25 protein-coding genes are annotated in these 23,993 nt (G+C 62.1%); 11 read left to right on the top strand and 14 right to left on the bottom strand.

The features are described 5' to 3' along the window. The first annotated feature begins 113 nt into the window (after positions 1-113). The 4 genes from F7R20_RS23970 (at position 114) to F7R20_RS23955 (ending at position 2,787) form a co-directional block, all read left to right on the top strand. Complete coding sequence (locus F7R20_RS23970; protein WP_003198428.1) at positions 114-809, top strand: OmpA family protein; 696 nt, start codon at positions 114-116, stop codon at positions 807-809. Between the two features lie 90 nt (positions 810-899). Next, positions 900-1,625 carry an OmpA family protein gene (locus tag F7R20_RS23965; protein WP_003198431.1) on the top strand — a complete coding sequence of 242 codons (726 nt, stop codon included), beginning with the start codon at positions 900-902 and terminating at the stop codon, positions 1,623-1,625. A gap of 138 nt (positions 1,626-1,763) precedes the next feature. Then, complete coding sequence (locus F7R20_RS23960; RefSeq protein ID WP_003198434.1) at positions 1,764-2,036, top strand: DUF1145 domain-containing protein; 273 nt, start codon at positions 1,764-1,766, stop codon at positions 2,034-2,036. Beyond that, on the top strand, positions 2,029-2,787 hold the full coding sequence (locus F7R20_RS23955; RefSeq protein ID WP_003198436.1) for a hypothetical protein: 759 nt from the start codon (positions 2,029-2,031) through the stop codon (positions 2,785-2,787). The genes F7R20_RS23960 and F7R20_RS23955 overlap by 8 nt, the downstream gene beginning before the upstream one ends. Before the next feature lie 126 nt (positions 2,788-2,913). Here F7R20_RS23955 and F7R20_RS23950 read toward each other — a convergent pair whose 3' ends face one another. After that, complete coding sequence (locus tag F7R20_RS23950; RefSeq protein ID WP_003198438.1) at positions 2,914-3,378, bottom strand: CopD family protein; 465 nt, start codon at positions 3,376-3,378, stop codon at positions 2,914-2,916. A gap of 99 nt (positions 3,379-3,477) precedes the next feature. Here F7R20_RS23950 and dinG point away from each other — a divergent pair, with 99 nt between their 5' ends. The 4 genes from dinG to pdxH all read left to right on the top strand — a co-directional run bounded on the left by dinG (position 3,478) and on the right by pdxH (position 8,906). Then, entirely contained in the window at positions 3,478-5,622 is a 2,145-nt protein-coding gene (gene dinG, locus F7R20_RS23945) for an ATP-dependent DNA helicase DinG (protein ID WP_003198440.1), read from the top strand. Between the two features lie 236 nt (positions 5,623-5,858). Continuing rightward, positions 5,859-7,004: an EstA family serine hydrolase gene (locus tag F7R20_RS23940; protein WP_003198442.1), complete on the top strand. Its 1,146-nt coding sequence runs from the start codon at positions 5,859-5,861 to the stop codon at positions 7,002-7,004. A gap of 117 nt (positions 7,005-7,121) precedes the next feature. Next, positions 7,122-8,234, top strand: coding sequence for an OmpA family protein (locus F7R20_RS23935; RefSeq protein WP_003198444.1), 1,113 nt, complete (start codon positions 7,122-7,124; stop codon positions 8,232-8,234). A gap of 24 nt (positions 8,235-8,258) precedes the next feature. Further along, positions 8,259-8,906: a pyridoxamine 5'-phosphate oxidase gene (pdxH, locus tag F7R20_RS23930; RefSeq protein ID WP_003198446.1), complete on the top strand. Its 648-nt coding sequence runs from the start codon at positions 8,259-8,261 to the stop codon at positions 8,904-8,906. Here pdxH and F7R20_RS23925 read toward each other — a convergent pair. Then, positions 8,903-9,139 (bottom strand): hypothetical protein, encoded by a 237-nt coding sequence (locus F7R20_RS23925; protein WP_003198448.1) that lies wholly within the window; start codon positions 9,137-9,139, stop codon positions 8,903-8,905. The genes pdxH and F7R20_RS23925 overlap by 4 nt on opposite strands. A gap of 169 nt (positions 9,140-9,308) precedes the next feature. On the opposite strand from F7R20_RS23925, the gene F7R20_RS23920 reads away from it, so the two are divergent. Beyond that, positions 9,309-9,773 carry an outer membrane lipoprotein gene (locus F7R20_RS23920; protein ID WP_003184697.1) on the top strand — a complete coding sequence of 155 codons (465 nt, stop codon included), beginning with the start codon at positions 9,309-9,311 and terminating at the stop codon, positions 9,771-9,773. Between the two features lie 924 nt (positions 9,774-10,697). Here F7R20_RS23920 and nhaA read toward each other — a convergent pair. Continuing rightward, positions 10,698-11,885 (bottom strand): Na+/H+ antiporter NhaA, encoded by a 1,188-nt coding sequence (gene nhaA / locus F7R20_RS23910; RefSeq protein ID WP_003198454.1) that lies wholly within the window; start codon positions 11,883-11,885, stop codon positions 10,698-10,700. Between the two features lie 265 nt (positions 11,886-12,150). Between nhaA and F7R20_RS23905 the strand changes: the two genes are divergently transcribed. After that, positions 12,151-13,248: a PLP-dependent cysteine synthase family protein gene (locus F7R20_RS23905; RefSeq protein ID WP_172681393.1), complete on the top strand. Its 1,098-nt coding sequence runs from the start codon at positions 12,151-12,153 to the stop codon at positions 13,246-13,248. Between the two features lie 158 nt (positions 13,249-13,406). Here F7R20_RS23905 and F7R20_RS23900 read toward each other — a convergent pair whose 3' ends face one another. The 3 genes from F7R20_RS23900 to F7R20_RS23890 all read right to left on the bottom strand — a co-directional run bounded on the left by F7R20_RS23900 (position 13,407) and on the right by F7R20_RS23890 (position 16,428). After that, positions 13,407-15,020, bottom strand: a complete 1,614-nt coding sequence (locus F7R20_RS23900) for an NAD(P)/FAD-dependent oxidoreductase (protein WP_003198458.1) — start codon at positions 15,018-15,020, stop codon at positions 13,407-13,409. Positions 15,021-15,093: 73 nt separating this feature from the next. Beyond that, positions 15,094-15,768 carry a COG3650 family protein gene (locus F7R20_RS23895; RefSeq protein ID WP_003198460.1) on the bottom strand — a complete coding sequence of 225 codons (675 nt, stop codon included), beginning with the start codon at positions 15,766-15,768 and terminating at the stop codon, positions 15,094-15,096. Positions 15,769-15,828: 60 nt separating this feature from the next. Next, on the bottom strand, positions 15,829-16,428 hold the full coding sequence (locus tag F7R20_RS23890; protein WP_003198462.1) for a short chain dehydrogenase: 600 nt from the start codon (positions 16,426-16,428) through the stop codon (positions 15,829-15,831). Between the two features lie 104 nt (positions 16,429-16,532). On the opposite strand from F7R20_RS23890, the gene F7R20_RS23885 reads away from it, so the two are divergent. Further along, positions 16,533-17,447, top strand: coding sequence for a LysR family transcriptional regulator (locus tag F7R20_RS23885; RefSeq protein ID WP_003198464.1), 915 nt, complete (start codon positions 16,533-16,535; stop codon positions 17,445-17,447). A 122-nt stretch (positions 17,448-17,569) separates the two neighbouring features. Here the strand turns inward: F7R20_RS23885 and F7R20_RS23880 are convergent, their stop codons facing one another. The 8 genes from F7R20_RS23880 to livH form a co-directional block, all read right to left on the bottom strand. Then, on the bottom strand, positions 17,570-18,049 hold the full coding sequence (locus F7R20_RS23880; protein ID WP_003198466.1) for a DoxX family protein: 480 nt from the start codon (positions 18,047-18,049) through the stop codon (positions 17,570-17,572). Beyond that, on the bottom strand, positions 18,046-18,804 hold the full coding sequence (locus tag F7R20_RS23875; RefSeq protein WP_003198467.1) for an HvfC/BufC N-terminal domain-containing protein: 759 nt from the start codon (positions 18,802-18,804) through the stop codon (positions 18,046-18,048). Before F7R20_RS23875 ends, F7R20_RS23880 begins: the two co-directional genes overlap by 4 nt. Then, positions 18,801-19,670, bottom strand: a complete 870-nt coding sequence (gene bufB / locus F7R20_RS23870; RefSeq protein ID WP_003198469.1) for an MNIO family bufferin maturase — start codon at positions 19,668-19,670, stop codon at positions 18,801-18,803. The genes F7R20_RS23875 and bufB overlap by 4 nt, the downstream gene beginning before the upstream one ends. Before the next feature lie 25 nt (positions 19,671-19,695). Then, entirely contained in the window at positions 19,696-20,001 is a 306-nt protein-coding gene (locus F7R20_RS23865; RefSeq protein ID WP_003198472.1) for a BufA1 family periplasmic bufferin-type metallophore, read from the bottom strand. 153 nt (positions 20,002-20,154) lie between these two features. Further along, positions 20,155-20,856: an ABC transporter ATP-binding protein gene (locus F7R20_RS23860; protein WP_003198474.1), complete on the bottom strand. Its 702-nt coding sequence runs from the start codon at positions 20,854-20,856 to the stop codon at positions 20,155-20,157. Then, a complete protein-coding gene (gene livG, locus F7R20_RS23855) occupies positions 20,857-21,624 on the bottom strand; it encodes a high-affinity branched-chain amino acid ABC transporter ATP-binding protein LivG (protein ID WP_003198476.1) in 768 nt (255 codons plus the stop codon). Next, positions 21,621-22,877: a high-affinity branched-chain amino acid ABC transporter permease LivM gene (locus F7R20_RS23850; protein WP_003198478.1), complete on the bottom strand. Its 1,257-nt coding sequence runs from the start codon at positions 22,875-22,877 to the stop codon at positions 21,621-21,623. The genes livG and F7R20_RS23850 overlap by 4 nt, the downstream gene beginning before the upstream one ends. Next, positions 22,874-23,797, bottom strand: a complete 924-nt coding sequence (gene livH, locus F7R20_RS23845; RefSeq protein ID WP_003198480.1) for a high-affinity branched-chain amino acid ABC transporter permease LivH — start codon at positions 23,795-23,797, stop codon at positions 22,874-22,876. The genes F7R20_RS23850 and livH overlap by 4 nt, the downstream gene beginning before the upstream one ends. Positions 23,798-23,993 lie beyond the last annotated feature (196 nt).

Raw genomic sequence — 23,993 nt, 5'->3', positions numbered from 1 at the left:
AATCTTCGCAAACACGGGGCGAAAACCCGCGATTACTCAGGCTGGCGCAGATTCGAAGACGGGTCTTTACTCCCCTGAATCGGCGACAAGCCGATCCCTCAAGGAGAAAACCGATGAGCATAGTTCGGACAGCGTTACCCCTGGTTCTGCTAACCAGTGTGTTGACTGGTTGCGCAGGTTTGCAGAAAACCGACTGGCCGACCTGTGCCGCCGTCGGCGGTGTGATCGGCGCAGGCTTGGGCGCCACCGAAAGTAGTTCCTGGGCTGGCGGCGGCGCGTTGTTCGTCGGTGGCATGGCGGCGGCTTATTGCTGGGTGCACGGCGATGGCGATGAAGACGGCGATGGCGTGCCGGACAGCCGCGACAAGTGCCCGGGCACACCGAAGGGCGTGCAGGTCGATGCCGACGGTTGCCCACCTCCCGCACCACCGCCAATGGCTGAAGAGCCTCCAGTGGTCAAGGAAGAAACCATCGTGATCCGCGACGTGCACTTTGAGTTCAACAAAGCCACGCTGACCCCGGCCGACAAAGATGTCCTGAGCGGCGTTGCGACCCGGCTGAAACAGGAAACGTCCACCACGCAACTGCGGGTCACCGGCCATACCGACAGTGTCGGCAGCGATGCCTACAACCAACGGTTGTCGGAGAAACGGGCCAACTCGGTGGTGCAGTACCTGGTCGACAACGGCGTACCGCGTGCCAGTTTTGTCTCGGTGTCCGGCGCCGGTGAGAGCCAGCCGGTGGCCGATAACAAGACCGCCGACGGCCGCGCAATGAACCGTCGCACGGAAATCAAGATAAACCGTTGAAACCCTTGCCATCCGCGGCTTGTGGAGTTGCGGATGCGGGTCTTTACTCCTGTGTGACCGGTATGGGCCGGTGACACAGGAGCCTTCATCATGAACGTTCTAATCAGGGCCGCCTTACCGGTACTGCTGGCGAGCAGTCTGTTGTCCGGTTGCGCCACTCACAGCGACGGCAGCGCACCTCTCAATCAACGCACCTGGCCAATCTGTAGCCTGATCGGCGGCCTGGTCGGTGGCGGGTTGGGGGCCATTGAAAGCAGCGGTTGGGCCGCCGGTGGCGCCGCGTTGGGGCTGCTGGGCGGTGGTTTGATCTGCTACGCCCAGGATGGCGATGAAGACGACGACGGGGTGTTCGACCGCCGCGACCGTTGCCCTGATACACCGGCCAATACCCCTGTCGAACATCACGGTTGCCCGGTGCCGCAATACCCGGCCAGTGCCCCACCTGTGGAGCCTGAAGCACCGGCTAGCGAGGTCATCACCCTCAACGATGCCGGCAAGGTACTGTTCGATTTCGACAAATCCGACCTCACCGCAGAAGCTCGAAGCCAGCTCGATGGGCTGATGGGCAAGCTCAGCCATGCCAATGTCGCCAGCATCCGGGTCGTGGGTCACACCGACAGTGTCGGCAGTGATGCCTATAACCAGGGGCTGTCTGAACGTCGGGCCAGCAGCGTCGTGGAGTATTTGCTGACCCAGGGGCTGGCCCCCGACAAACTCACCAGCGAAGGCAAAGGCGAAAGCGAGCCGGTGGCCGACAATGAGACCGACGAAGGACGGGCGCAGAACCGTCGGGTCGAGCTGCATATCCAGCGTTGAAGCGCGGGCCAGGGCTACCGGGTCGTCGGGAAGGCGAGCCGGGGCTCAGGTTAGATTAAATTTGCCTGACCCTCTGGCTTATCCTGCGCGCAAGCCGTTACTGTGCGCGCAAAGAATAATTCCCGATCAGGGGGGCATATGAAGGTGTTTTGGGGGCTGGGGCGCTTGCTGACCCTGTTGTTCTGGCTGGTGGTGCTGGTCAATCTGGTCGTGCCGTTCGTCCATCCGCTGCATCTGCTGGTCAACGTCGCCGGCGCGTTTTTGCTGGTGCTCCATGTGCTGGAACTGCTGTTGTTCAGGGCCAGTTTCCGTGGCCGCCCCGCGCCAGGTCGTGATCGCCTCAGAGTGCTGCTGTTCGGTATCTTCCATTTGCAAACCCTCCCGACCGCGCCAGAGGCTTCCCATGCGTAAATTGTGTCTGCTCGCCGCACTCGTATGCCCGTGGGCTTCGGCCCAGGTGGTCCAGGTCGAAAGCCATTCGTTGATGCGCCTGCCCAACACCACCAGCACCCTGGCCCTCGAGCGACTGGACGTGGCCGACTACGGCACGCTGCTGGTGCCTTCCAATGTCACTGAACTGACCATCGATCAATTGCACCTGGGACGTGAGGCGCGGATCGCCATCGTGCCGGCGCAGCAGGTATTGGAAATGAAAGTGGCCCAGGCTGAGCTGGCCGAGGGCAGCCAGATCACTTCACGCGGCGCACCGGGTACCTATACCAAGGCCGCGCGGCCTGGGCGCGATCTCAACCTGCGTTTCAATGCCTTGAATGCGCCGCTGTTGTCGGTGGATGCCCGCGGTGGTACCGGTGCGCCGGGTTTCGTCGGTCTTGACGGCGCCAATGGCCAGGCGCCGGGTTGCACCTGGGGTTCGGCCGGTCGCGGGGCCGACGGCAGCAATGGCAGCGATGGCCAGCCGGGTGCGGCCGGTGCGCTGGTACGCCTTGAACTGCCCCGCGCCTATCCTGCCGAGCAGATCAAAGTGACGGTGGACGGCGGTGCCGGTGGCGCGGCGGGGCACGGCGGCAAACCCGGGGCGGGAGGCAAGGCCAAGGGCTGCCTGGTCTATACCGCTGACGGCGGCAAAAGCGGTCGTCCTGGCGCTGACGGTCAGCCTGGGCCTGCCGGAGCGGCTGGGGTGGTAACGGTGCAGCGGTTCTGAAGAAAAACCTGATCTGAACCTGTGGGAGCGAGCTTGCTCGCGATAGTGGTATGTCAGTCACATAAGGCTGACTGATCCACCGCTATCGCGAGCAAGCTCGCTCCCACAGGGTCTTGTACAATCTTTTCAGAACATCGGTCGCGCCGCGCCAATCGCCACCACCAGCAAGCCGATCAACAGGTTGATCCCCACCAACCGCCGAATCTTCCCCAGCACCGCCGCACCCGCCGGCCAGTCCTGCGCCGTCACGGCGCTACGCAATGCCGGCAGCTGCAGGCCTTGGATGCGGATAAACAGCGCTGTCATCACCACGTACAACCCCATCATCACCTGCACGTACCGCGGCGCGGTTTCGAAACCGGCGAAGCGCACATGGATCAGGCCTACACCGCTGATCGGTAAAAGCACCACGGCGACCCAGACCCAGACGAAAAAACGCTGAAACACTTCTACCCACAGCTTGAGCCGGGCAGGGCCCTCAAGCGCCGTCATTGCGGCGGGGCGCAGGATCATCCAGGCGAAGAACATGCCGCCGACCCAGACCAGGGCCGCCAGTAAATGCAGGGTGTAGACGAGGGCAAAGGGTGTCATTGGGTTACTCCGTTCTGCGCAGGATTCATTAGCGGGGTATGATAGCCGCCGATCCGAACCACTGAAAATTTATCCAGCGTTTTTAGCGCCCGACCATACATGATCAGCACCGAACTCAAAACCACGATCCAGGGCGCCTATTCGCGTTTTCTCGAAGCCAAGAGCCTCAAGCCGCGATATGGCCAGCGCCTGATGATTGCCGAAGTGGCAAAAGTCCTGGGTGACATCGACACCGACGACGAAGGTCGGCGCAGTGGCGAGCCCGCTATCGTGGCGGTGGAGGCCGGCACCGGTACCGGCAAGACCGTGGCCTACAGCCTGGCGGCGATTCCCACTGCCAAGGCCGCCGGCAAACGCCTGGTGATCGCCACGGCCACCGTCGCCCTGCAGGAGCAGATCGTCTACAAGGACCTGCCCGACCTGATGCGCAATAGCGGGCTGAATTTCACGTTCGCGCTGGCCAAGGGCCGTGGGCGCTACATGTGCCTTTCCAAGCTCGACATGTTGCTCCAGGAAGGCCACGCGCAGACCGCCACGGCCCAGTTGTTCGAAGAAGAAGGCTTCAAGATTGAAGTCGATGAGGCCAGCCAGAAGCTGTTCACCAGCATGATCGAGAAGCTGGCCGGCAATAAATGGGACGGCGACCGCGACAGCTGGTCCACGGCCCTGGAAGACGCCGACTGGTCCCGCCTGACCACCGATCATAGCCAGTGCACCAACCGGCATTGCCCGAACTTCGGCCAGTGCGCCTTCTACAAGGCTCGCGAAGGCATGGGCAAGGTCGACGTCATCGTCACCAACCACGACATGGTGCTGGCCGACCTGGCCCTGGGCGGTGGTGCGGTGCTGCCGGACCCGCGCGACACGATCTACGTGTTCGACGAAGGTCACCACCTGCCGGACAAGGCCATCGGCCATTTCGCCCATTACACCCGGCTGCGCTCCACCGCCGACTGGCTGGAAACCACTGCCAAGAACCTCACCAAACTGTTGGCCCAGCATCCATTGCCGGGCGACCTGGGCAAGTTCATCGAGCAAGTGCCGGAGCTGGCGCGGGAAATCAAGACGAACCAGCAGTTCATGTTCACCGCTTGCGAGCAGGTGGCCGACTTCAAGCCCGGCGAAGACGTCGAGGGCCGCGAGCGGCCACGCCATCGGTTTGTCGGCGGGGTGATCCCCGAGCACATGCGCGAAATGGGCATCGAGCTCAAGAAAGGTTTCGCACGCCTGACCGACCTGTTCACGCGCCTGACCGACCTGCTCAAGGAAGGCATGGATGGCGAGGTCAACATCGGAATCGCCAGCAACCAGGCCGAGGAGTGGTACCCGCTGTTTGGCAGCCTGTTGTCCCGCTCACAAGGCAACTGGGAACTGTGGACGGCCTTCACCGCCGAAGACCCGGAAGACAACCCGCCAATGGCGCGGTGGCTGACCCTGGCCGAAAGCGGTTCGCTGTTCGATATAGAGGTCAATGCCAGCCCGATCCTGGCGGCGGAAATGCTGCGTCGCAACCTGTGGAACGTGGCCTATGGCGCGCTGGTGACGTCCGCCACGCTGACCGCCCTGGGCACGTTCGACCGCTTCCGCATGCGCGCCGGCCTGCCGAAGAAAGCCGTGACCGCCGTGGTCCCGAGCCCCTTCCACCACGCCGACGCCGGCGTGCTGCGGGTGCCGGACCTCAAGGCCGATCCGCGGGATGCCGCTGCCCACACGGCGGCGATCATCCGCGACCTGCCGGAACTGGTGGAAGGCTCACGGGGCACCCTGGTGCTGTTTTCCTCGCGCAAACAGATGCAGGACGTGTTCGATGGCCTTGACCGTGACTGGCGCAAGCAGGTGTTCATCCAGGGCAACCTGTCGAAGCAGGAAACCCTGAACAAACACAAGGCGCGGGTCGATGGTGGGGATTCCAGCGTGCTGTTCGGCCTGGCGAGTTTTGCCGAAGGCGTGGACTTGCCCGGTGCCTATTGCGAGCACGTGGTGATTGCCAAGATTCCGTTCTCGGTCCCCGATGACCCGGTGGAAGCCGCGCTGGCCGAGTGGATCGAAGCCCGAGGCGGCAACCCGTTCATGGAAATTTCCGTACCGGACGCTTCGCTGAAGCTGGTCCAGGCGTGTGGCCGCCTGCTGCGCACCGAGGAAGACCGCGGCACCATCACCTTGCTCGACCGCAGGCTGGTAACCCAGCGCTATGGCAAGGCGATCCTCAACGCGCTGCCGCCGTTTCGGCGGGAGATTTCCTGAGGCTGCTGCGATTTCACGGTGAAGCAATGTATTTGTGGGAGCAAGGCTGCCCGCGATGAAGGCACCTGAGTTTCAGAAAGACCTCGCGGGCCTCATCGCGGGCAAGCCTTGCTCCCACAGGTTCTTCTTGCCTCGGTGGGCATGCTTAGCCAGCCGTCTTGCGACGGTTCCCAAAAACCCTAATGGCTGAAACAATGCCTGCCACCTTAAAAGTGTTTGTTTCAAGGGAGTTACGGGTGCAGATTCAAGGCCATTATGAACTTCAGTTCGAGGCGGTGCGTGAAGCGTTCGCGGCGCTGTTCGATAATCCCCAGGAGCGCGGCGCGGCGTTGTGCATCCAGGTGGGTGGTCGCACGGTAATCGATCTGTGGGCCGGTACCGCCGACAAGGATGGCCATGAAGCCTGGCACAGCGACACCATCGCCAACCTGTTTTCCTGCACCAAGACCTTCACCGCCGTCACCGCCCTGCAACTGGTGGCCGAAGGCAAGTTGCAGCTGGATGCCCCGGTAGCCCGCTATTGGCCCGAGTTTGCCGCCGCCGGCAAGCAATCCATTACCCTGCGTCAGTTGCTCTGCCATCAGGCCGGGCTGCCGGCGCTGCGTGAATTGCTGCCGCCCGAAGCGCTTTATGACTGGCAAGCCATGGTCGATGCCCTGGCCGCCGAAGCACCTTGGTGGACGCCGGGCGAGGGTCACGGTTATGCCGCGATCACCTATGGCTGGCTGATCGGCGAGCTGCTGCGAAGGGCTGATGGGCGTGGTCCGGGTGAGTCCATCGTGGCCCGTGTGGCCAAGCCGTTGGGCCTGGATTTTCATGTTGGCCTGGCCGACGAGGAGTTTCATCGCGTGGCCCACATCGCCCGTGGCAAAGGTAACGTCGGCGATGCCGCGGCCCAACGCCTGCTGCAGGTGACGATGCGCGAGCCCACGGCCATGACCACCCGGGCCTTCACCAACCCGCCGTCGATCATGACCAGTACCAACAAATCGGAGTGGCGGCGCATGCAGCAACCGGCGGCCAACGGCCACGGTAACGCCCGTAGCCTGGCCGGGTTCTATGCGGGGCTGCTGGATGGCAGCCTGCTGGAAGGTGAAATGCTCGATGAACTGACTCGCCAGCACAGCTTCGGCGAGGATAAGACTTTGTTGACCCAGACCCGTTTCGGCCTGGGTTGCATGCTCGACCAGCCGGATGTGCCGAATGCGACCTACGGCCTCGGCCCACGGGCGTTCGGTCATCCGGGGGCCGGGGGCTCCTTGGGTTTTGCCGACCCGGAACATGATGTGGCTTTTGGCTTCGTGACCAACACGCTCGGGCCTTACGTATTGATGGACCCGCGCGCGCAGAACCTTGCGAAGGTACTTGCCACTTGTCTATAAAACGCCATTGAAGGCGGCGGGCACCGGAACCTCGGGGCCTTTTCAGTTTCCAAGCGACTGTTTATGCGGCCAAAACATGGCCTTTATTTTCCATTTACATCATTTTGTGGATATCCAATGTCATCGAATAAAACCCTCGCTCTGGCGCTGTGCTTCGCTATCACCGGTTGCGCACAAACCCCACAAAATGATGCCGAAGGCGGCAGTAGCTGGTGGTCGTTCGGCTCTTCCGACAAGGTCGTGGCCAAGGACACGGCGCCAGCGGCGCCTCTGAAACCGGCCGCCGTCGCACCGCAAGCCAAGGCGGAGAGCGCCACCCACTGGTGGTGGCCGTTCTCTTCCGATGATGCTGCCGACGTTGCGAAGAAAGATGACGTCAAGCCCCAGGACAAGCCTGAAGCCAAGGCGCCGGCCGTTGCCAAGGCCGAAGCCGAAAGCAACGGCAAGTGGTGGTGGCCGTTTGGCGGCAAGGATCAGGAAACCGCCAAGGCGGTGCCGATGCCCGATCCGAAAGTCACCCAGGCCTGGCTCGACGACTACGAGCCGAAGCTGCGCACGGCTATCCAGGACAGCAAGCTCCAACTCGAGCGCCGCGACAACGTGCTGGTGGTCACCGCGCCCGTGGACGGCTCCTTCAACCCGGACCGTCCGGCCATGCTGCTGCCCGTGACCCTAGGGCCGTTCACCCGCGTGGCGAAGATCCTTGAAGCCGACCCCAAGACCGCCGTGCTGATCCTCGGCCACGCCGACACCTCGGGCGCCGCACCTGCGAACCTGAAGCTCAGCCAGGAGCGTGCCCAGTCCGTGGCGGCGATTTTCCGTCTCAGCGGTCTGCAACGTGATCGCCTGATGCTGCGCGGCATGGGCGCAGTGGCGCCACGTGCGGCCAACGACAGTGTGGAAGGGCGTGCCTTGAACCGTCGCGTGGAACTGCTGGTCACGCCGGCCAACACCATGGTTGCGCTGCTGAGTAAATACAACATGCCAGCCCCCGCACCAGTGACGCTGGTGGCGGCCCAGGACGTGAAGCCCGTGGCCCCGGCCCCAGCGCCTGCGGCGAAAAAAGCCGTGACCCCGACCAGCAAAAAAGCACCGGCCAAAAAAGCCGTGGCCAAGGCACCTGCCAAGAAAGCCCCTGCCAAGGCCACTACCCCGGCGAAGAAAACCCAACCGGCCAAAGCCGCCACCGATACCAAGAAAGTCGCGGCCGCCGATACCCCCAAGCAGTGATGGGCTAACCACAAGGAACGCGCCATGACCCAACCGCTGGCTGATATGCGCCGCGACTACACCCGCGATGGCTTGACCGAGGCGCAAGCTCCGGCCGAGCCGTTTGCACTGTTCCACCAATGGTTCGCCGACGCGGTGAAAACCGAACAGGCCCCGGTGGAGGCCAACGCCATGACCTTGGCGACGGTGGATGCAGAAGGGCGCCCGCATTGCCGGATCCTGCTGCTCAAGGGCCTGGATGCCCTGGGTTTCACGTTCTTCACCAACTACGACAGCGCCAAGGGCCAGCAATTGGCCGCGAATCCATTCGCGGCCATGACGTTTTTCTGGCCGGCCCTGGAGCGCCAGGTGCGCATCGAGGGCAAAGTGGTGAAGGTCACCGCGCAGGAGTCGGACGCGTATTATCAGGTTCGCCCGCTAGGCAGCCGCCTCGGCGCCTGGGCTTCACCCCAGAGCCGAGTGATTTCAGGGCGCGCTGAGCTGGACGACTTGCTCAAGGCCACCGAACAACGCTTCAGCGACAGCCAACCGCACTGCCCGGAACATTGGGGCGGTTATCGTTTGCTGCCCGAGCGCATCGAGTTCTGGCAGGGGCGTCCGAGCCGCCTGCACGATCGCCTCAACTACCGCCTGCAAGGGGCGAACTGGACGCGCGAGCGTCTGGCGCCTTAACTTTCGGGGTAACCTGCCGCAGCGGTTTTAAGCCATTGCGGCAAGTCCCGGCGCTTGACCCCTTGCTCCCGGGCGCGGGCCAATTGTTGCAGCATGTAGGTCTTTTTCTGCTCATCCTGCCCCGCCAGGGACAGCGCCAGGTCGCGGTCCATCCAGCGTTTGATTCGTACGTACAGCCACCAGTGGAAGTACAAACCGGCCACGGTGACCGCGACGATGATGAAATAATCCATGAAAATCCCCGGGTTGATGACGCAGGTTTCGGAAATTGGCGCTACTGTTTGGTGAATTTTTCGGGTGCGCCTGTATCCCACCTGAATGAAAACAATTTTATCCCGGCGAGGCCGTGACAGGCGTCAAGCTGCGGAGTTTAATGAATCCCTGTCTTTTGGAGTTGATGCTATGCGTAAGTCTGTTTTGCTGGTTGCTTCCTTTTCCACGATGGCGATGTTGCTCACTGGCTGTCAGTCGAGCCTGACCGGTGACTCCTACTCCCGTGACGAAGCGCGTCGCGTGCAGACGATTCGCATGGGGACCATCGAGTCCTTGCGCCCTGTGAAGATCGAAGGCACCAAGACCCCGATCGGCGGTGCGGCCGGTGCGGTGGTCGGTGGTGTCGGTGGCAGTGCCATCGGTGGTGGCCGTGGCAGCATCGTCGCCGCTGTGATTGGCGCGGTAGCTGGTGGCCTGATTGGTTCTGCGACTGAGGAAGGCCTGACCCGTACCCAGGGTGTGGAAATCACCGTTCGTGAAGATGACGGTAGCATGCGCGCCTATGTGCAGCAGGTTCAGGAGAACGAGGTGTTCCGTGTGGGTGAGCGGGTTCGTATTTCCACTGTGGATGGTACGAGTCGCGTATCGCACTAAGCTTGAGTCGGTAAGAGAAAACGGCGCTTATTCCGGGAATGGAAAGCGCCGTTTTTTTATGGGGTTGGATTGGATTGGGTACATATCCGTTGCTGTGGTAACGGCCACTTAGGGTTCCGCCCTGACGGCGGCTCACTTTTGAAAAGCGCAAAAGTAACCAAAACGCTCTTGCCCCACCACTCGGTGCCTCGCCTAGGCTCGGCATGCCTGAACGAAGGCCTTGCTCCGTGGGCCCGCCGCGAAGGGCCATCCATGGCCCAGCGCGGCTACCTCGGCATCCATGCCGAGGTGCCCACTGCGCAAGGCCTTCGTTCAGCCATCGTGGTTAACGGGGCGCCCCAGATCAAAAACAGAACCGAGGCGGCCTGATAGCCGACCTGGTTCTGGGTGGGACCGTGTTTCTCCTGTGGGAGCGGGCTCCGGGTGCACACGAATAGGGCGCCTGCTGAAGATCCAATGTGGGAGCGAGCCTGCTCGCGATGGCGGTGGTTCAGTTACATGGATGCTGGGCTTGCTGGCCTCATCGCGAGCAAGCTCGCTCCCACAGGAAAAACGCGGTCCCACCCAGAACCAGGTCGGCTACTAGGCACGCCTCGTGGCGGACGTTGATCTCGGCGCCCCGTTAACCACGCTGGCCGAACGAAGGCCTTGCGCAGTGGGTATCCCGGCATGGATGCCGGGATAGCCGCGCTGGGCCATGGATGGCCCTTCGCGGCGGGCCCACGGAGCAATGCCGGAGTGAGGGCACACCGAGCCTAAGCGAGGTGCCAAGTGGTGGGGCAGAAGCGCTTTGCTTACTTTCGCGCTTTTCGAAAGTGAGCCGCCGTCAGGGCGGAACCCTAAGTGGCCGTTACCGCAGAAACGGATATACACACCATTCCTTAACCTCCCATGGCTCTCAAGACGCTAACGCAGAAGCAAGGATCAACCAGGCAATGCAGGCTGCTTGCGACTGGCCGCCGCCGTCACCGCATAACCCAACAACGCCGCCAGTATCGAACCAGTGAGAATCCCCATCCGGTCCATGCCCGCATAGTCGCTGACACCCGGCTCAAACGCGAGGGAGCCAACGAACAGGCTCATGGTGAACCCGATACCGCACAGGATCGCCACCCCCAATACCTGGCCCCAGTTGGCGCCAAGGGGCAGGCTGGCGATGCCGATTTTCACGGCCAGCCAGGTCAGGCCGAAGACGCCGACGGTCTTGCCCAGCAACAGGCCGATGGCAATGCCCATTGGCACATGATGGGTGAAGCTTTCGACGGTGACGCCGCTCAGGGACAAGCCGGCGTTGGCGAAGGCGAACAGCGGCAGGATGCCATAGGCCACCCAGGGATGCAGGGCATGTTCCAGGGTGAGCAGGGGCGAAGTCTCGGCGTTTTTCGTGCGCAGCGGGATGCAGAACGCGAGGGTTACCCCGGCCAGGGTGGCATGGACACCGCTCTTGAGCACGCAGACCCACAGAATCAGGCCCACAACCATGTAGGGCCCGAGCTTGACCACGCCCATCCGGTTCATCGCCACCAGCGCGGCGATGCAGGTTGCCGCCAGTATGAGCGACAGGCTGGACAGGGCGCCGGAGTAAAAGATCGCGATGATGATAATGGCGCCCAGGTCGTCGATGATCGCCAGGGTCATCAGGAACAGCTTGAGCGACACCGGCACCCGCTTGCCCAGCAAGGCCAGCACGCCGAGGGCGAACGCGATGTCGGTGGCCGTCGGAATTGCCCAGCCGGCGAGGGCGGGAGGATTGTCGCGGTTGAGGAACCAGTAGATCAGCGCCGGCACTACCATGCCGCCAATCGCTGCTGCACCGGGCAAGACGATTTGCGACGGTTTCGACAGTTGCCCGCCGAGGACCTCTCGCTTGACTTCGAGGCCGATGAGCAGGAAGAACATCGCCATCAAGCCGTCGTTGATCCACAGCAACAAGGGTTTGGCGATCTTCAACGCGCCGACCTGGGCGACCACCGGCGTGTCCAGCAGACCGTTATACAGCCAGGACAGCGGTGAATTATTGATGGCCAGGGCCAGCAGGGCGGCGGCGATCAGCAGCAGGCCGCTGGCAGCCTCCAGTTGGAAAAAACGTGTCAGAGAATTACGTAGAGCCACGATCGCTCTCCATTCATTGAATCAAAAAGATGGCACACCCTAACCCGTACTGTTAGTTGTTAAAACAAAAGTTATATTCTTTTTTGTTATATGTCGTTACAACGCTTGCTCCACGCAGTCAGGCAGTTATGGGCCATATTGGACCTTAGCTGTACCTGTGCGCGATGTCGGTTTTTTCCTAAGCTTGCGACTGGTTTTTCCGAGACCACGTTGCGCCTGCATGACCATCAGCTTTCCCCGCGTCGAACCGAGCCAGTGAGAAAACATCATGAACGACCATCGCCAGTGGGCGCGCGAAGCGATCCGCATCATCGAGGCTGACTTCCAGCGCAGCGCCGATACTCACCTGATTCCGCTGCCGCTGCCTGGCCTGCCGGGCATCGAACTGTATTTCAAGGATGAGTCCAGCCATCCCACCGGCAGCCTCAAGCACAGACTGGCTCGTTCGCTGTTTCTCTACGCGTTGTGTAACGGCTGGCTCAAGCCCGGAGCGCCGGTGATCGAGGCCTCCAGCGGCTCGACGGCGATTTCCGAGGCTTACTTCGCCAGGTTGCTGGGCCTGCCGTTCATTGCGGTAATGCCGGCGACCACCTCCCGGGAAAAAATCGCACAGATCGCTTTTTATGGCGGCCAGAGCCACCTGGTGGACGATCCTACGCAGATCTACGCCGAATCCGAACGCTTGGCCCACGAGCATGATGGACACTTCATCGACCAATTCACCTACGCCGAGCGCGCCACGGACTGGCGGGCCAATAACAACATTGCCGAATCGATCTTCCAGCAGATGCGCTTCGAGCGGCACCCGGAGCCGAGCTGGTTGATTTCAAGCCCCGGCACTGGCGGCACCACGGCCACTCTGGGGCGCTACGTCCGTTATCGCCAGCACGGTACCCGCGTGCTGTGTGCCGACGCCGAGCGTTCAGTGTTCTTCGACTACTACCGCAGCGGCGATGCCAGCCTGCGCCTGGATTGCGGTTCACGCATCGAGGGTATCGGCCGGCCACGGGTCGAGGCGTCGTTCTTGCCGAAAGTCATCGATGCGATGGTCAAGGTCCCGGACGCCTTGTCATTGGCGGCCATGCATTACCTGGCCCAGCGCTTGGGACGACGGGTCGGCGGGTCCAGCGGCACCAACCTGATCGGCGCACTCATGGCGGCCCGGCAGATGGTGGATGCGGGTGAGTCGGGGTCGATCGTGGCGATTTTGTGTGACGGTGGCGAGCGCTACGCCACGACCTATTACGACCCGGTGTGGCTCAAGGCCCAGGGGTATGAGTTGAGCGGGCTGATGGACATCGTGGCGGCGTGTGTGGAACGGGGCGAGGCGCTGCCGGAGAGCGTATTGCGGGCCAATATCTGAATCACTGAGGTCCCTTGTGGGAGCGAGCCTGCTCGCGATAGCGGTGGATCAGTCAACATCTGTGTTGATGACAGGCCGCCATCGCGAGCAAGCTCGCTCCCACAGGGTCATGCTGTTCACTCAGGCAAATTCTGCCTTGAGTGAACAGCATCGGCCCCTCAGGCCTCGAGCCCGAGGATATCCCGCGCCACCGCCTCGGCAATCCGGATCCCGTCCACGCCCGCCGACAGGATCCCGCCGGCATAACCGGCGCCTTCACCGGCCGGGAACAGGCCCTTGACGTTCAGGCTCTGCAGCGATTCGTTGCGGGTGATGCGCAGGGGCGATGAGGTGCGGGTTTCGATGCCAGTCAGCACGGCGTCGTGCAGCGAGTAACCGCGAATCTGTTTCTCGAACGCCGGCAGGGCCTCGCGGATCGCTTCGATGGCGAAATCCGGCAGGGCCAGGGCCAAATCGCCCAGGGACACCCCGGGCTTGTAGGACGGTTCGACGCTGCCCAGTGCCGTAGACGGTTTGCCGGCGATGAAGTCACCCACCAGTTGCGCCGGGGCCTCGTAGTTGCTGCCACCGAGTACGTACGCGTGGGATTCCAGGCGTTCCTGCAACTCGATCCCGGCCAGCGGGCCACCGGGATAATCCACTTCCGGGGTAATCCCGACGACGATGCCGGAGTTGGCGTTGCGCTCGTTGCGCGAATACTGGCTCATGCCGTTGGTCACGACGCGGTTCGGCTCGGACGTCGCGGCTACCACGGTGCCGCCCGGGCACATGCAGAAGCTGTACACCGAACGACCATTCTTGGCGTGGTGCACCAGTTTGTAGTCGGCGGCCCCAAGTTTCGGGTGGCCGGCGTACTTGCCCAGGCGCGCGCTGTCGATCAGCGATTGCGGGTGTTCGATACGGAAACCCACCGAGAACGGCTTGGCTTCCATGTACACGCCGCGGCTGTGAAGCATGCGGAAGGTGTCCCGGGCGCTGTGACCCAGGGCCAGGATCACATGTTTCGAATGAATCTGTTCGCCGCTGGCCAGTTCGACGCCGACCAGTTGGCCGTCTTCGATCAGTACATCGGTGACCCGCTGCTGGAAGCGTACTTCGCCGCCCAGGGCGCGAATCTGCTCACGCATGGTTTCCACCACACCTGTCAGACGGAACGTGCCGATGTGCGGCTTGCTGACGTAGAGGATTTCTTCCGGCGCTCCGGCCTTGACGAATTCGTGCAAAACCTTGCGGCCAAGGAATTTCGGATCCTTGATCTGGCTGTAGAGCTTGCCGTCGGAAAACGTCCCCGCGCCGCCTTCACCAAATTGCACGTTGGATTCGGGGTTGAGCACGCTTTTGCGCCACAGGCCCCAGGTGTCCTTGGTGCGCTGGCGCACTTCCGGGCCACGCTCGAGGATGATCGGCTTGAAGCCCATCTGTGCCAGCAGCAGGGCGGCGAAGATCCCGCACGGACCGAAGCCGACCACGATCGGCCGTTCGCTCAAGTCGGCCGGTGCCTGGCCCACCACTTTGTAGCTGACATCCGGCGCCTCGTTGACGTTACGGTCATCGGCGAACTTGCGCAGCAGGCTGGCTTCGTCGCGCACCGTCAGGTCGATGGTGTAGATGAAGCACAGTTCGGAGGATTTCTTGCGCGCGTCGTAGCTGCGCTTGAACAAGGTGAAGTCGAGCAGGTCATCGCTGGCGATACCCAGGCGCTGCACGATGGCGGGGCGCAGGTCTTCTTCGGGGTGGTCGATCGGCAGCTTGAGTTCGGTGATTCGTAACATGGTGGGATCCGGTTCGCGGGATGCACAACTGCACCAGGGCGTGAACCGGCGATTATAAGCCAAAACCGGCGAATCAGTCGTTGCGCGCACCACCGAAGTAGGCGCAGCCACGCTGGACCTGGCCGTTGACCCGCAGTTCGGCGCTCATGTGCTGCACACCGCCGGTGACGCTGTCGACGCAGCGCTGGGCGGCGAGCCAGAGCTCGACCTTCTGGCCATTGGCTTCGGTGCTGAGATTGAAGCGACCATCGCCCAGTTGTTCTTCAAGGTAAGGCACCGCCAGTGTCGGTTGGCCTTCACGCTCGAGCACCATGCCTTTGCCGCTGGCCTTGAGGTTCCATTCCGGGCCATGACCGGCGGCACGCAAGACCAGCAGTTTGAAATTACCGTCATCGCAAGCGGTGCCCGAGCGCTCCAGGCGATACAACTGTTCCAGGTCCAACTGGCTGTCGGTGCCGGCCGCTGCGCTGGAGACGATACGGCCGCGCACATCGGCAAACAGCTTGCCCTGGTCATCGGCCAGGCTGGCGGCCTGCTGCAGCACGCTGGTGCCACCGCTGTCATTGACGATGTAGCGGCGCTGTTCCTGGCACGGCTGGAACACCAGCTTGCCGTCGGCCGCCGTGAGCTCGCCCTGCATACGCGTCTGGCCGGCGTGGGAGGCGCTCTGACGAGGGGCATCGAGCAATTGGCAGCCGGTGAACAGCGGCAGGAGGGCGACAAACAGCAGGGAGCGGGCGGCACGCATCATTGGGTCTCCAGACAAGTGCCGCCACGTTACTCAGACTGATCCTGCATCACAAGGGGGTTAGCCCACGTGAAAGGTCTGACCGGTTTGCAGGCCTTCGACACTCTTGGCGTAGGCCAATGCGACATCGACGGCCGGAACCGGTTTGTAGCCGCGGAAGTACGGGGCGTACTTGTCCATGGCTTCCAGCAACACGTTCGGGCTCACCGAGTTGACCCGCAAGCCCCGTGGCAACTCGATTGCCGCGGCGCGCACGAAACTGTCCAGGGCACCGTTGACCAGGGCCGCCGAAGCACCACTCTTGATCGGATCGTGGCTGAGCACGCCGGTGGTGAAAGTGAAGGACGCGCCGTCGTTGGCGAACTCGCGGCCGATCAGCAGCAGGTTGACCTGGCCCATCAGTTTGTCTTTCAGACCCAGGGCGAAGCTGTCTTCGGTCATGTCGGCCAGGGGCGCAAAGGTGACGTTGCCGGCGGCGCAAACCAGGGCATCAAAGCGGCCTGTCTTTGCGAACAAGGCGCGGATTGAAGCGCTGTCGCTGATATCCACCTGCAGTTCACCGCTGTGGCGGCCGATTCGAACGATCTCGTGGCGCGGCGACAATTCGTTATCAATGGCCGAACCGATGGTGCCGTTAGCGCCGATCAACAGGATTTTCATGAGCTGTTCCTCAATGGGGTGAATGAGTTTTCAGTCTAGAGGGGTTCTTTCCATTGATAATCATGCTAATAGGCAACCTTTGGTTTTCAATTGGAAACAATCCAATGAGCGAAATGGATGACCTGGCGGCGTTCGCCGTGTTGATGGAGGCCGGCAGCTTCACCCAGGCGGCCCAGCAGTTAGGCTGCAGCAAGGGCCAGTTGTCCAAGCGCATCAGTCTGTTGGAGAGGCGGTTTTCGGTGGTGTTGCTGCAACGCACCACGCGGCGCCTGAGCCTCACGGCGGCAGGGGCGGCGTTGCTGCCCCAGGCCCAGGCGCTGCTGGTGCAGGTAGAAAGGGCGCGTCAGGCATTGGCCCGGTTGAAGGACGATATTTCCGGACCGGTGCGTATGACGGTTCCGGTTTCGTTGGGCGAAACGTTCTTCGAAGGCTTGCTGATGGAGTTCGCTCGTACGTATCCCAACGTGCAGATCGAGCTGGAGCTCAACAACGGTTACCGTGACCTGACCCGCGATGGTTTCGATCTGGCGATCCGTTCCGACGCCGCCATCGACGAGCGGCTGGTGGCCCGGCCATTGTTGGCGTGGCACGAAATGACCTGCGCCAGCCCGGCCTACCTGGAACGCTATGGCGAACCTGAGACCCCTCAGGCCCTGGCTGAGCATCGCTGCCTGCTCAACAGCCACTACAGCGGCCGGGAAGAATGGCTTTACCACCAGCAACACGAACTGCTGCGGGTCCGAGTGTCGGGGCCGTTCGCCAGTAACCACTACAGCCTGCTGAAAAAAGCCGCCTTGGCCGGCGCCGGAATCGCCCGGCTGCCGTCGTACCTGCTGCATGAGGAGTTGGCCGACGGACGCCTGCACTGGCTGCTGCGCGACTACCAGACCCGGCGCATGCCGATGTACCTGGTGCACCCGTACCAGGGTGGATTGCCCAAGCGCACCCAGGTGCTGGCTGACTATCTGATCGACTGGTTCAAGCGCAGCGGCGAGGCGTTGGATCGGCTTCAGCGATAGTCCATCCATTGGACAGTCCCTGTGGGAGCGAGCTTGCTCGCGAAGGCGGTGGCACATCCGGCATTTGTGCAAGCTGACCCGCCGCTATCGCGAGCAAGCTCGCTCCCACAGGGGATCTGTGTTCAGTCGTGGGCGTAACGCCTGGCAATCAGGTGGTCGATGGACAGTACCCCCGGCCCGCGCGCCATCAAGTAAAGCAAGACCGCTGCCCAGGTGCCATGGGTCGGGTAGGCGTCCGGGTAGACGAACAGCTGGATGGTCAAGGTCATCCCCAGCAAGGCCAGCGCTGAAAAGCGTGTCGCCAGGCCAAACAGGATCAGGACCGGGAACACATGCTCGGCAGAGGCTGCCAGGTGCGCAGCCAGTTCCGGTGACAGCAACGGCAGGGCGTATTCGCTTTTGAACAGGGGAACGGTCGAGTCCGCCAGCCGCGGCAGACCGATCTGGAAGGTGCCGTCGAACAGGTCGATGGCCAGGCCTTCGATTTTGGTCTGGCCGGATTTCCAGAACACCGCGGCAATCGAGAATCGCGCGATGAAGGCGATCAGGCTGTGGGGGATTTTCTCCAGCCATTGAATGGAACCGGCAATCAGCGTGTTCATGGGGATACCTGTCCAGCTAGGAGGTGAGTGATAGCTCTGTGGCGAATGAGCCCCGCCAGGGTCTGTTCCAGGTCGAGGTCGATTGAGGTTTCAATGGCGGCGGTCAGGGACCGCCCCTGTTGCAGGGCGCTGATGAACCCATGGGCCGTGTGATTGATCGCGAACACTTGCACATCGAGGCCGTCGCGCAGCACCAAGGCGTTTTGTGCAGCAGACGCCTCGAACGGTACGGGTGTCTCGTGCTGATGGGCGGCCCAGATCGTCACCACGGCGAAGGGCGATTGCAGCAGCCGCAGTGACGGGTGCAGACCGATCTTCAGGTGCCTTGTCAGCGTGGGGGATGACAGCGCCTCGACGATGCGTTCTTGCGCCATGGGCTCGGCGTCGGCGGCATGCCAGGCTTGCAGGTGCAGTCGTTCCAGGCGGGCGACGTCCGCCAGATACGGTACGCAGGCGGCGGGTTCGAAGCCTTCGATGAACCCGGCAAAATCATCCCCATAGTTGCTCATCACCGGGCTTCGCGGTGGCGCCGACTGGACGTAGACCCCAGCCATGCCTCGGAAAAATTCCTCGCCCACCAGTTGCGTCACCACCGGGTAATTGTCGGCCAGGGCGTTGATCAATGAGCTGAGCACGTTATTGCGGTACACCGCGAAGCGGCTCTGCGGGTCGGCGCCGTTGGCGCTGACCAGGCCGGGCGGACAAGCCTTGCGCGGGTCGAGCAGGGCGGCGGCGAATGTGCGCTGGTCGCTCATGACCGGGCTCCAACGGCATTTAAAAGTTGATCGGCCTGGCGCGCTTCGGCCAGCAGCACCTCCCATGGGGGGATGTGGTTGTCGCGCTCGATCAAGGTGGCTACCGGCCCGGTCTGCGCCAGAACCTTGAGGTACAGCTGCCAGACTGCGTTGTCGATTGGCGCGCCGTGGTCGTCTATCAACAGACGCTCGCCAAGGCTGTCGGTGTCTTCGGCAAAACCGGCCAGATGGATTTCGCCGGTCGCTTGCAGCGGCAGGGCGTTGAGGTAGGCCAGTGGATCGCGGCGGTGGTTGATGCACGAAACGTAAACGTTGTTCACATCCAGCAGCAGGCCGCAGCCGGTGCGCCGGATCACTTCGCTGATGAAGTGTGGCTCGTCGAGTGTCGAGGCTTCGAACGCCAGATAGGTCGCCGGGTTCTCCAGCAAGAGCGTGCGTTTGAGGCTGGACTGCACCTGGTCGACGTGTTCGCAGACACGGTCTAGGGTCGCTTCGCCGTAGGCCAGGGGGAGCAGGTCATTGAGGAACACCGGGCCGTGGCTGGACCAGGCCAGGTGTTCGGAAAAGGATTGGGGCTGATAGCGGTCGATCAATGCGGCCAGGCGCTGCAAATGCGCGATATCCAGCGGCCCCTCCCCACCGATCGACAGGCCGACGCCGTGCAGCGACAGCGGGTACTGTTCGCGTATCCGCCCCAGGAAGTGGTGAAGCGGCCCGCCGGCCACCATGTAGTTTTCCGCGTGCACTTCGAAAAAGCCCAGATCCGGTTGGGTCTGGAGCACCTCACGAAAATGCTCGCTCTTGAGCCCCAACCCTGCCCTTGGCGGCAGCCGGTTATCAGTGGCGAGGGATGGGGTATTCAACATGGTGACGGGCCTCAGGCAGATGCGATCAGGACTTGGCTTTGAACGCTTCGAGCTGGCCGAAACCAGTTGGGGAGGTTTTGCTTTCCATGGTGGTGCAAGTGCCTTTGGGTACCGATTTCCAGGAGTTGCCCTGATAGTCCATTTTTGATGTACCGGCGCAGGTGGTGCCGGCACCGGCGGCGCAGTCGTTCTTGCCTTTGAGGGCAACGCCGAAGCATTTTTCCATGTTGGCGTCGGCTGCGTGGACGGTCGAGACGGCTGTCATGCTCAGGGCAGAACCCAGGGCCAGGATCAGGGCGGTGGCGGACAGGGTGCGGGTCGAAGCAGTCATGATGATTCTCCAGTCATTCAGGGAAATGAACCGGCGTTAGCGCCGGTCTGCTGAACTAGAGAAGGGGGATGGGGAAGTGTTACAGCGGGTTCTCGATTTTTTTGTCTACTCAAAAAAAAACGGCCCGAAGGCCGTTTTTTTACTGCGACAGACTCAACCGCCCAGGTACGCCTCGCGCACTTTCGGGTCGGTCAGCAGGGCTTCACCGGTGCCTTGCATCACCACGCGACCGTTCTCCAGCACGTACGCCCGGTCGGCGATTTTCAGCGCCTGGTTGGCGTTCTGCTCCACCAGGAACACCGTCACGCCATCCTTGCGCAGTTGTTCGATGATGTCGAAGATCTGCTGGATGATGATCGGTGCCAGGCCCAGGGAAGGCTCGTCGAGCAGCAGCAGCTTGGGCTTGCTCATCAGCGCACGGCCGATGGCGAGCATTTGCTGTTCGCCGCCGGACATGGTGCCGCCGCGCTGGGTAAAGCGTTCTTTCAGGCGTGGGAAAAGGTGCAGGACCTTGTCCATTTGTTCCTGATAGTCGCCCTTGTCAGTGAAGAATCCGCCCATGGCGAGGTTTTCTTCCACGGTCAGCCGGGCAAATACCCGACGACCTTCCGGCACCACCGCGATGCTCTTGCGCATGATCCGTGACGAGTCCTGGCCCACCAGTTCCTCACCCATGTAGCGGATGCTGCCGCTGTGGGCCTGGGGCGAACCGCAGAGCGTCATCAGCAGGGTGGATTTGCCGGCGCCGTTGGCACCGATCAGCGTCACGATTTCGCCCTGGCGGACTTCGACGTTGACGCTGTGCAAGGCCTGGATCTTGCCGTAGAAGGTGGAAACGTTTTCGAATTGCAGCATTTACGCTTCCCCCAGGTAGGCTTTGATCACTTCAGGATTGTCGCGGATCTGTTCCGGCGAGCCGTTGGCCAGAGGGGTGCCCTGGTTGATCACGACGATGTGGTCGGAAATGCTCATGACCAGCTTCATGTCGTGCTCGATCAGCAGCACAGTGACGTTGTGCTCCTCGCGCAGCACGCCGATCAGCGCTTTCAGGTCTTCGGTTTCCTTGGGGTTCAGGCCGGCGGCCGGCTCGTCGAGCATGAGGATCCGCGGACGGGTCATCATGCAGCGGGCGATTTCCAGGCGTCGTTGCTGACCGTAGGCCAGGGTCCCGGCGGTACGGTTGGCGAATTCCTTGAGGTTGACCTTGTCCAGCCAGTACTCGGCGTACTCCATGGCGTCGCGTTCGCTTTTGCGGAACGCCGGGGTCTTGAACAGGCCGGCAAAGAAGTTGGTGTTCAGGTGACGATGCTGGGCGATCAACAGGTTTTCGACCGCCGTCATGTCCTTGAACAGCCGCACGTTCTGGAAGGTGCGCACCACACCCTTGCGGGCGATCTGGTGGCCGGGCAGGCCCTGGATCGGCTCGCCGTCCAGCACGATGGTGCCACCGGTGGGCTGGTAGAAGCCGGTCAGGCAGTTGAACACGGTGGTCTTGCCCGCGCCGTTCGGCCCGATCAGCGCAACGACCTGTTTCTCTTTCACGGTCAGGGCTACGCCATTGACCGCCAGCAAGCCGCCGAAGCGCATGCTTAAATTTTCAACTTTCAGGATCTCGCGGCTCATTTGCGCAGCTCCATGTGGGGGCGTTGCATAGGAAGCAGACCTTGAGGACGCCAGATCATCATCAGCACCATCAAGGCGCCGAACATCAACATGCGGTATTCGCTGAATTCACGCATCATTTCGGGCAGCAGGATCATCACGATGGCTGCCAGGATCACGCCCAGCTGCGAGCCCATCCCGCCCAGCACCACGATGGCGAGGATGATCGCCGACTCGATGAAGGTGAAGGATTCCGGCGTCACCAGGCCCTGGCGTGCGGCGAAGAAACTGCCGGCAAAACCGGCAAACGCAGCACCGAGGGTGAAGGCCGACAGCTTGATGATCGTCGGGTTGAGACCCAGGGCACGGCAGGCGATTTCGTCTTCACGCAATGCCTCCCAGGCGCGGCCGATCGGCATGCGCAGCAGGCGGTTGATGACGAACAGCGCGGCCAGGGCCAGCAACAGGGCAACCAGGTAGAGGAAGATCACCTTGTTGATCGAGTTGTATTCCAGGCCGAAGTACTCGTGGAAGGTCTGCAGGCCTTCGGCGGCTTTACGTTCGAAGGTCAGGCCGAAGAACGTCGGTTTCTCGATGTTGCTGATGCCGTTCGGGCCACCGGTGATGTCGGTCAGGTTGCGCAGGAACAGACGGATGATCTCGCCAAAACCCAGGGTCACGATGGCCAGGTAGTCACCGCGCAAGCGCAGGACCGGGAACCCCAGCAGGAAACCGAAGGTGGCGGCCATCATCCCGGCGATCGGCAGGCAGATCCAGAAGCTCAGGCCGAAGTAGTGGGACAGCAGCGCATAGCTGTAGGCGCCGACGGCGTAAAAGCCGACATAACCCAGGTCCAGCAGGCCGGCCAGGCCTACCACGATGTTCAGGCCAAGGCCGAGCATCACGTAGATCAGGATCAGCGTGGCGATGTCCACCGCGCCGCGGGAGCCGAAGAACGGCCAGACCAGTGCCACGACGATCAGGCCCAGCACGATCCAGCGCTGGGTCGATGGCAGGGTGAGGAAGTTGCTGGCCTTGGCCGGGATCACCGGCAGGCCGGGCGACGACTTCCACATGGCGCTGATCTGCGTGCTGAACAGCACCCGCAGGAACATCAGCAGCGAACACACGGCGATGGTCGCCAGGATGGCCGGGCTGGTGCCATGCACTTCCAGGTTGATGCCGACGATGGTCAGTTTAAGACCCAGTACCGGGTAGGCCACGGCCCAGACCAGCAGGGCGCTGAAGAGCGCCGATTTGAGATGCCTAGTCATACTTTCTCAACCTCCGGGCGGCCCAGGATGCCGGTCGGCCGGAATAACAGAACCAGAACCAACAAGCCGAATGCCACGACGTCCTTGTACTGGTCGCCGAAGATGTCGGCGCCAAAGGCTTCCGCCACGCCCAGCACCAGCCCGCCGAGCATCGCGCCGGGAATGCTGCCGATGCCGCCCAGTACCGCGGCGGTGAAGGCTTTCAGGCCGACGAGGAAGCCGGCGTTGGGGTTGATCACGCCGTATTGCATGCTCAACAGCACCGCGGCGATGGCCGCCAGGGCCGCACCGATGACGAAGGTCAGGGCGATGATGTTGTTGGTGTTGATGCCCAGCAGGTTGGCCATCTTGATGTCCTCGGCACAGGCGCGGCAGGCGCGGCCCAGGCGGGAACGGGAGATGAACAGCGTCAGGCCGAGCATGGCGACCAGGGTCACCACGAACACCACGATTTGCATGTAGGAAATCAGCACTTCATGTGCCCCGCCTGGCCCGATGGCAAAGTTGCCCGGAATCAGGTTGGGTATGGATTTGTCCTTGGAGTCTTGCGAAAGCAGTACCGTGTTCTGCAGGAAGATCGACATGCCGATGGCGGAAATCAGCGGGATCAGACGGTTGCTGCCGCGCAGGGGGCGGTAGGCGATCCGTTCGATGCTGTAGCCATAGGAGCTGGTGACGACGATGCTCGCGATGAAAGCCGCGGTCATCAACAGCGGGACACTGTCGAGTCCCATCATGCTCAGCCCGGCGATGGCGATGAACGCCACGTAGGAGCCGATCATGTACACCTCGCCGTGGGCGAAGTTGATCATTCCAATGATGCCGTAAACCATCGTATAGCCGATGGCGATCAGGGCATACGTGCTGCCAACGGTCAGGCCGTTAACCAGCTGCTGGAAGAAGTGATAGATGTCAGGCATTACAGCGCTCCTAAAAACCTGATACGCATTTCACTGGTGGAGTCATTTTCCCGCCCGGGTCCCGTGGATCTGCATCCACTTCGAACACGAGGTTTGCCAGCGAACCGCTGATGACGGTTTTGAGATTTTCAGGTGGGGAGACTGGCGGATCACGCCAGCGCGGCCCAATACATTTAAAACAAAGCCCACGGCACGC

Source organism: Pseudomonas brassicacearum subsp. brassicacearum, from assembly GCF_008801605.1.
GTDB classification, from domain to species: Bacteria; Pseudomonadota; Gammaproteobacteria; order Pseudomonadales; family Pseudomonadaceae; genus Aquipseudomonas; species Aquipseudomonas brassicacearum.
The sequence above is the reverse complement of the archived record's forward strand: the minus strand, read 5'-3'. Positions and strand labels throughout refer to the sequence as shown.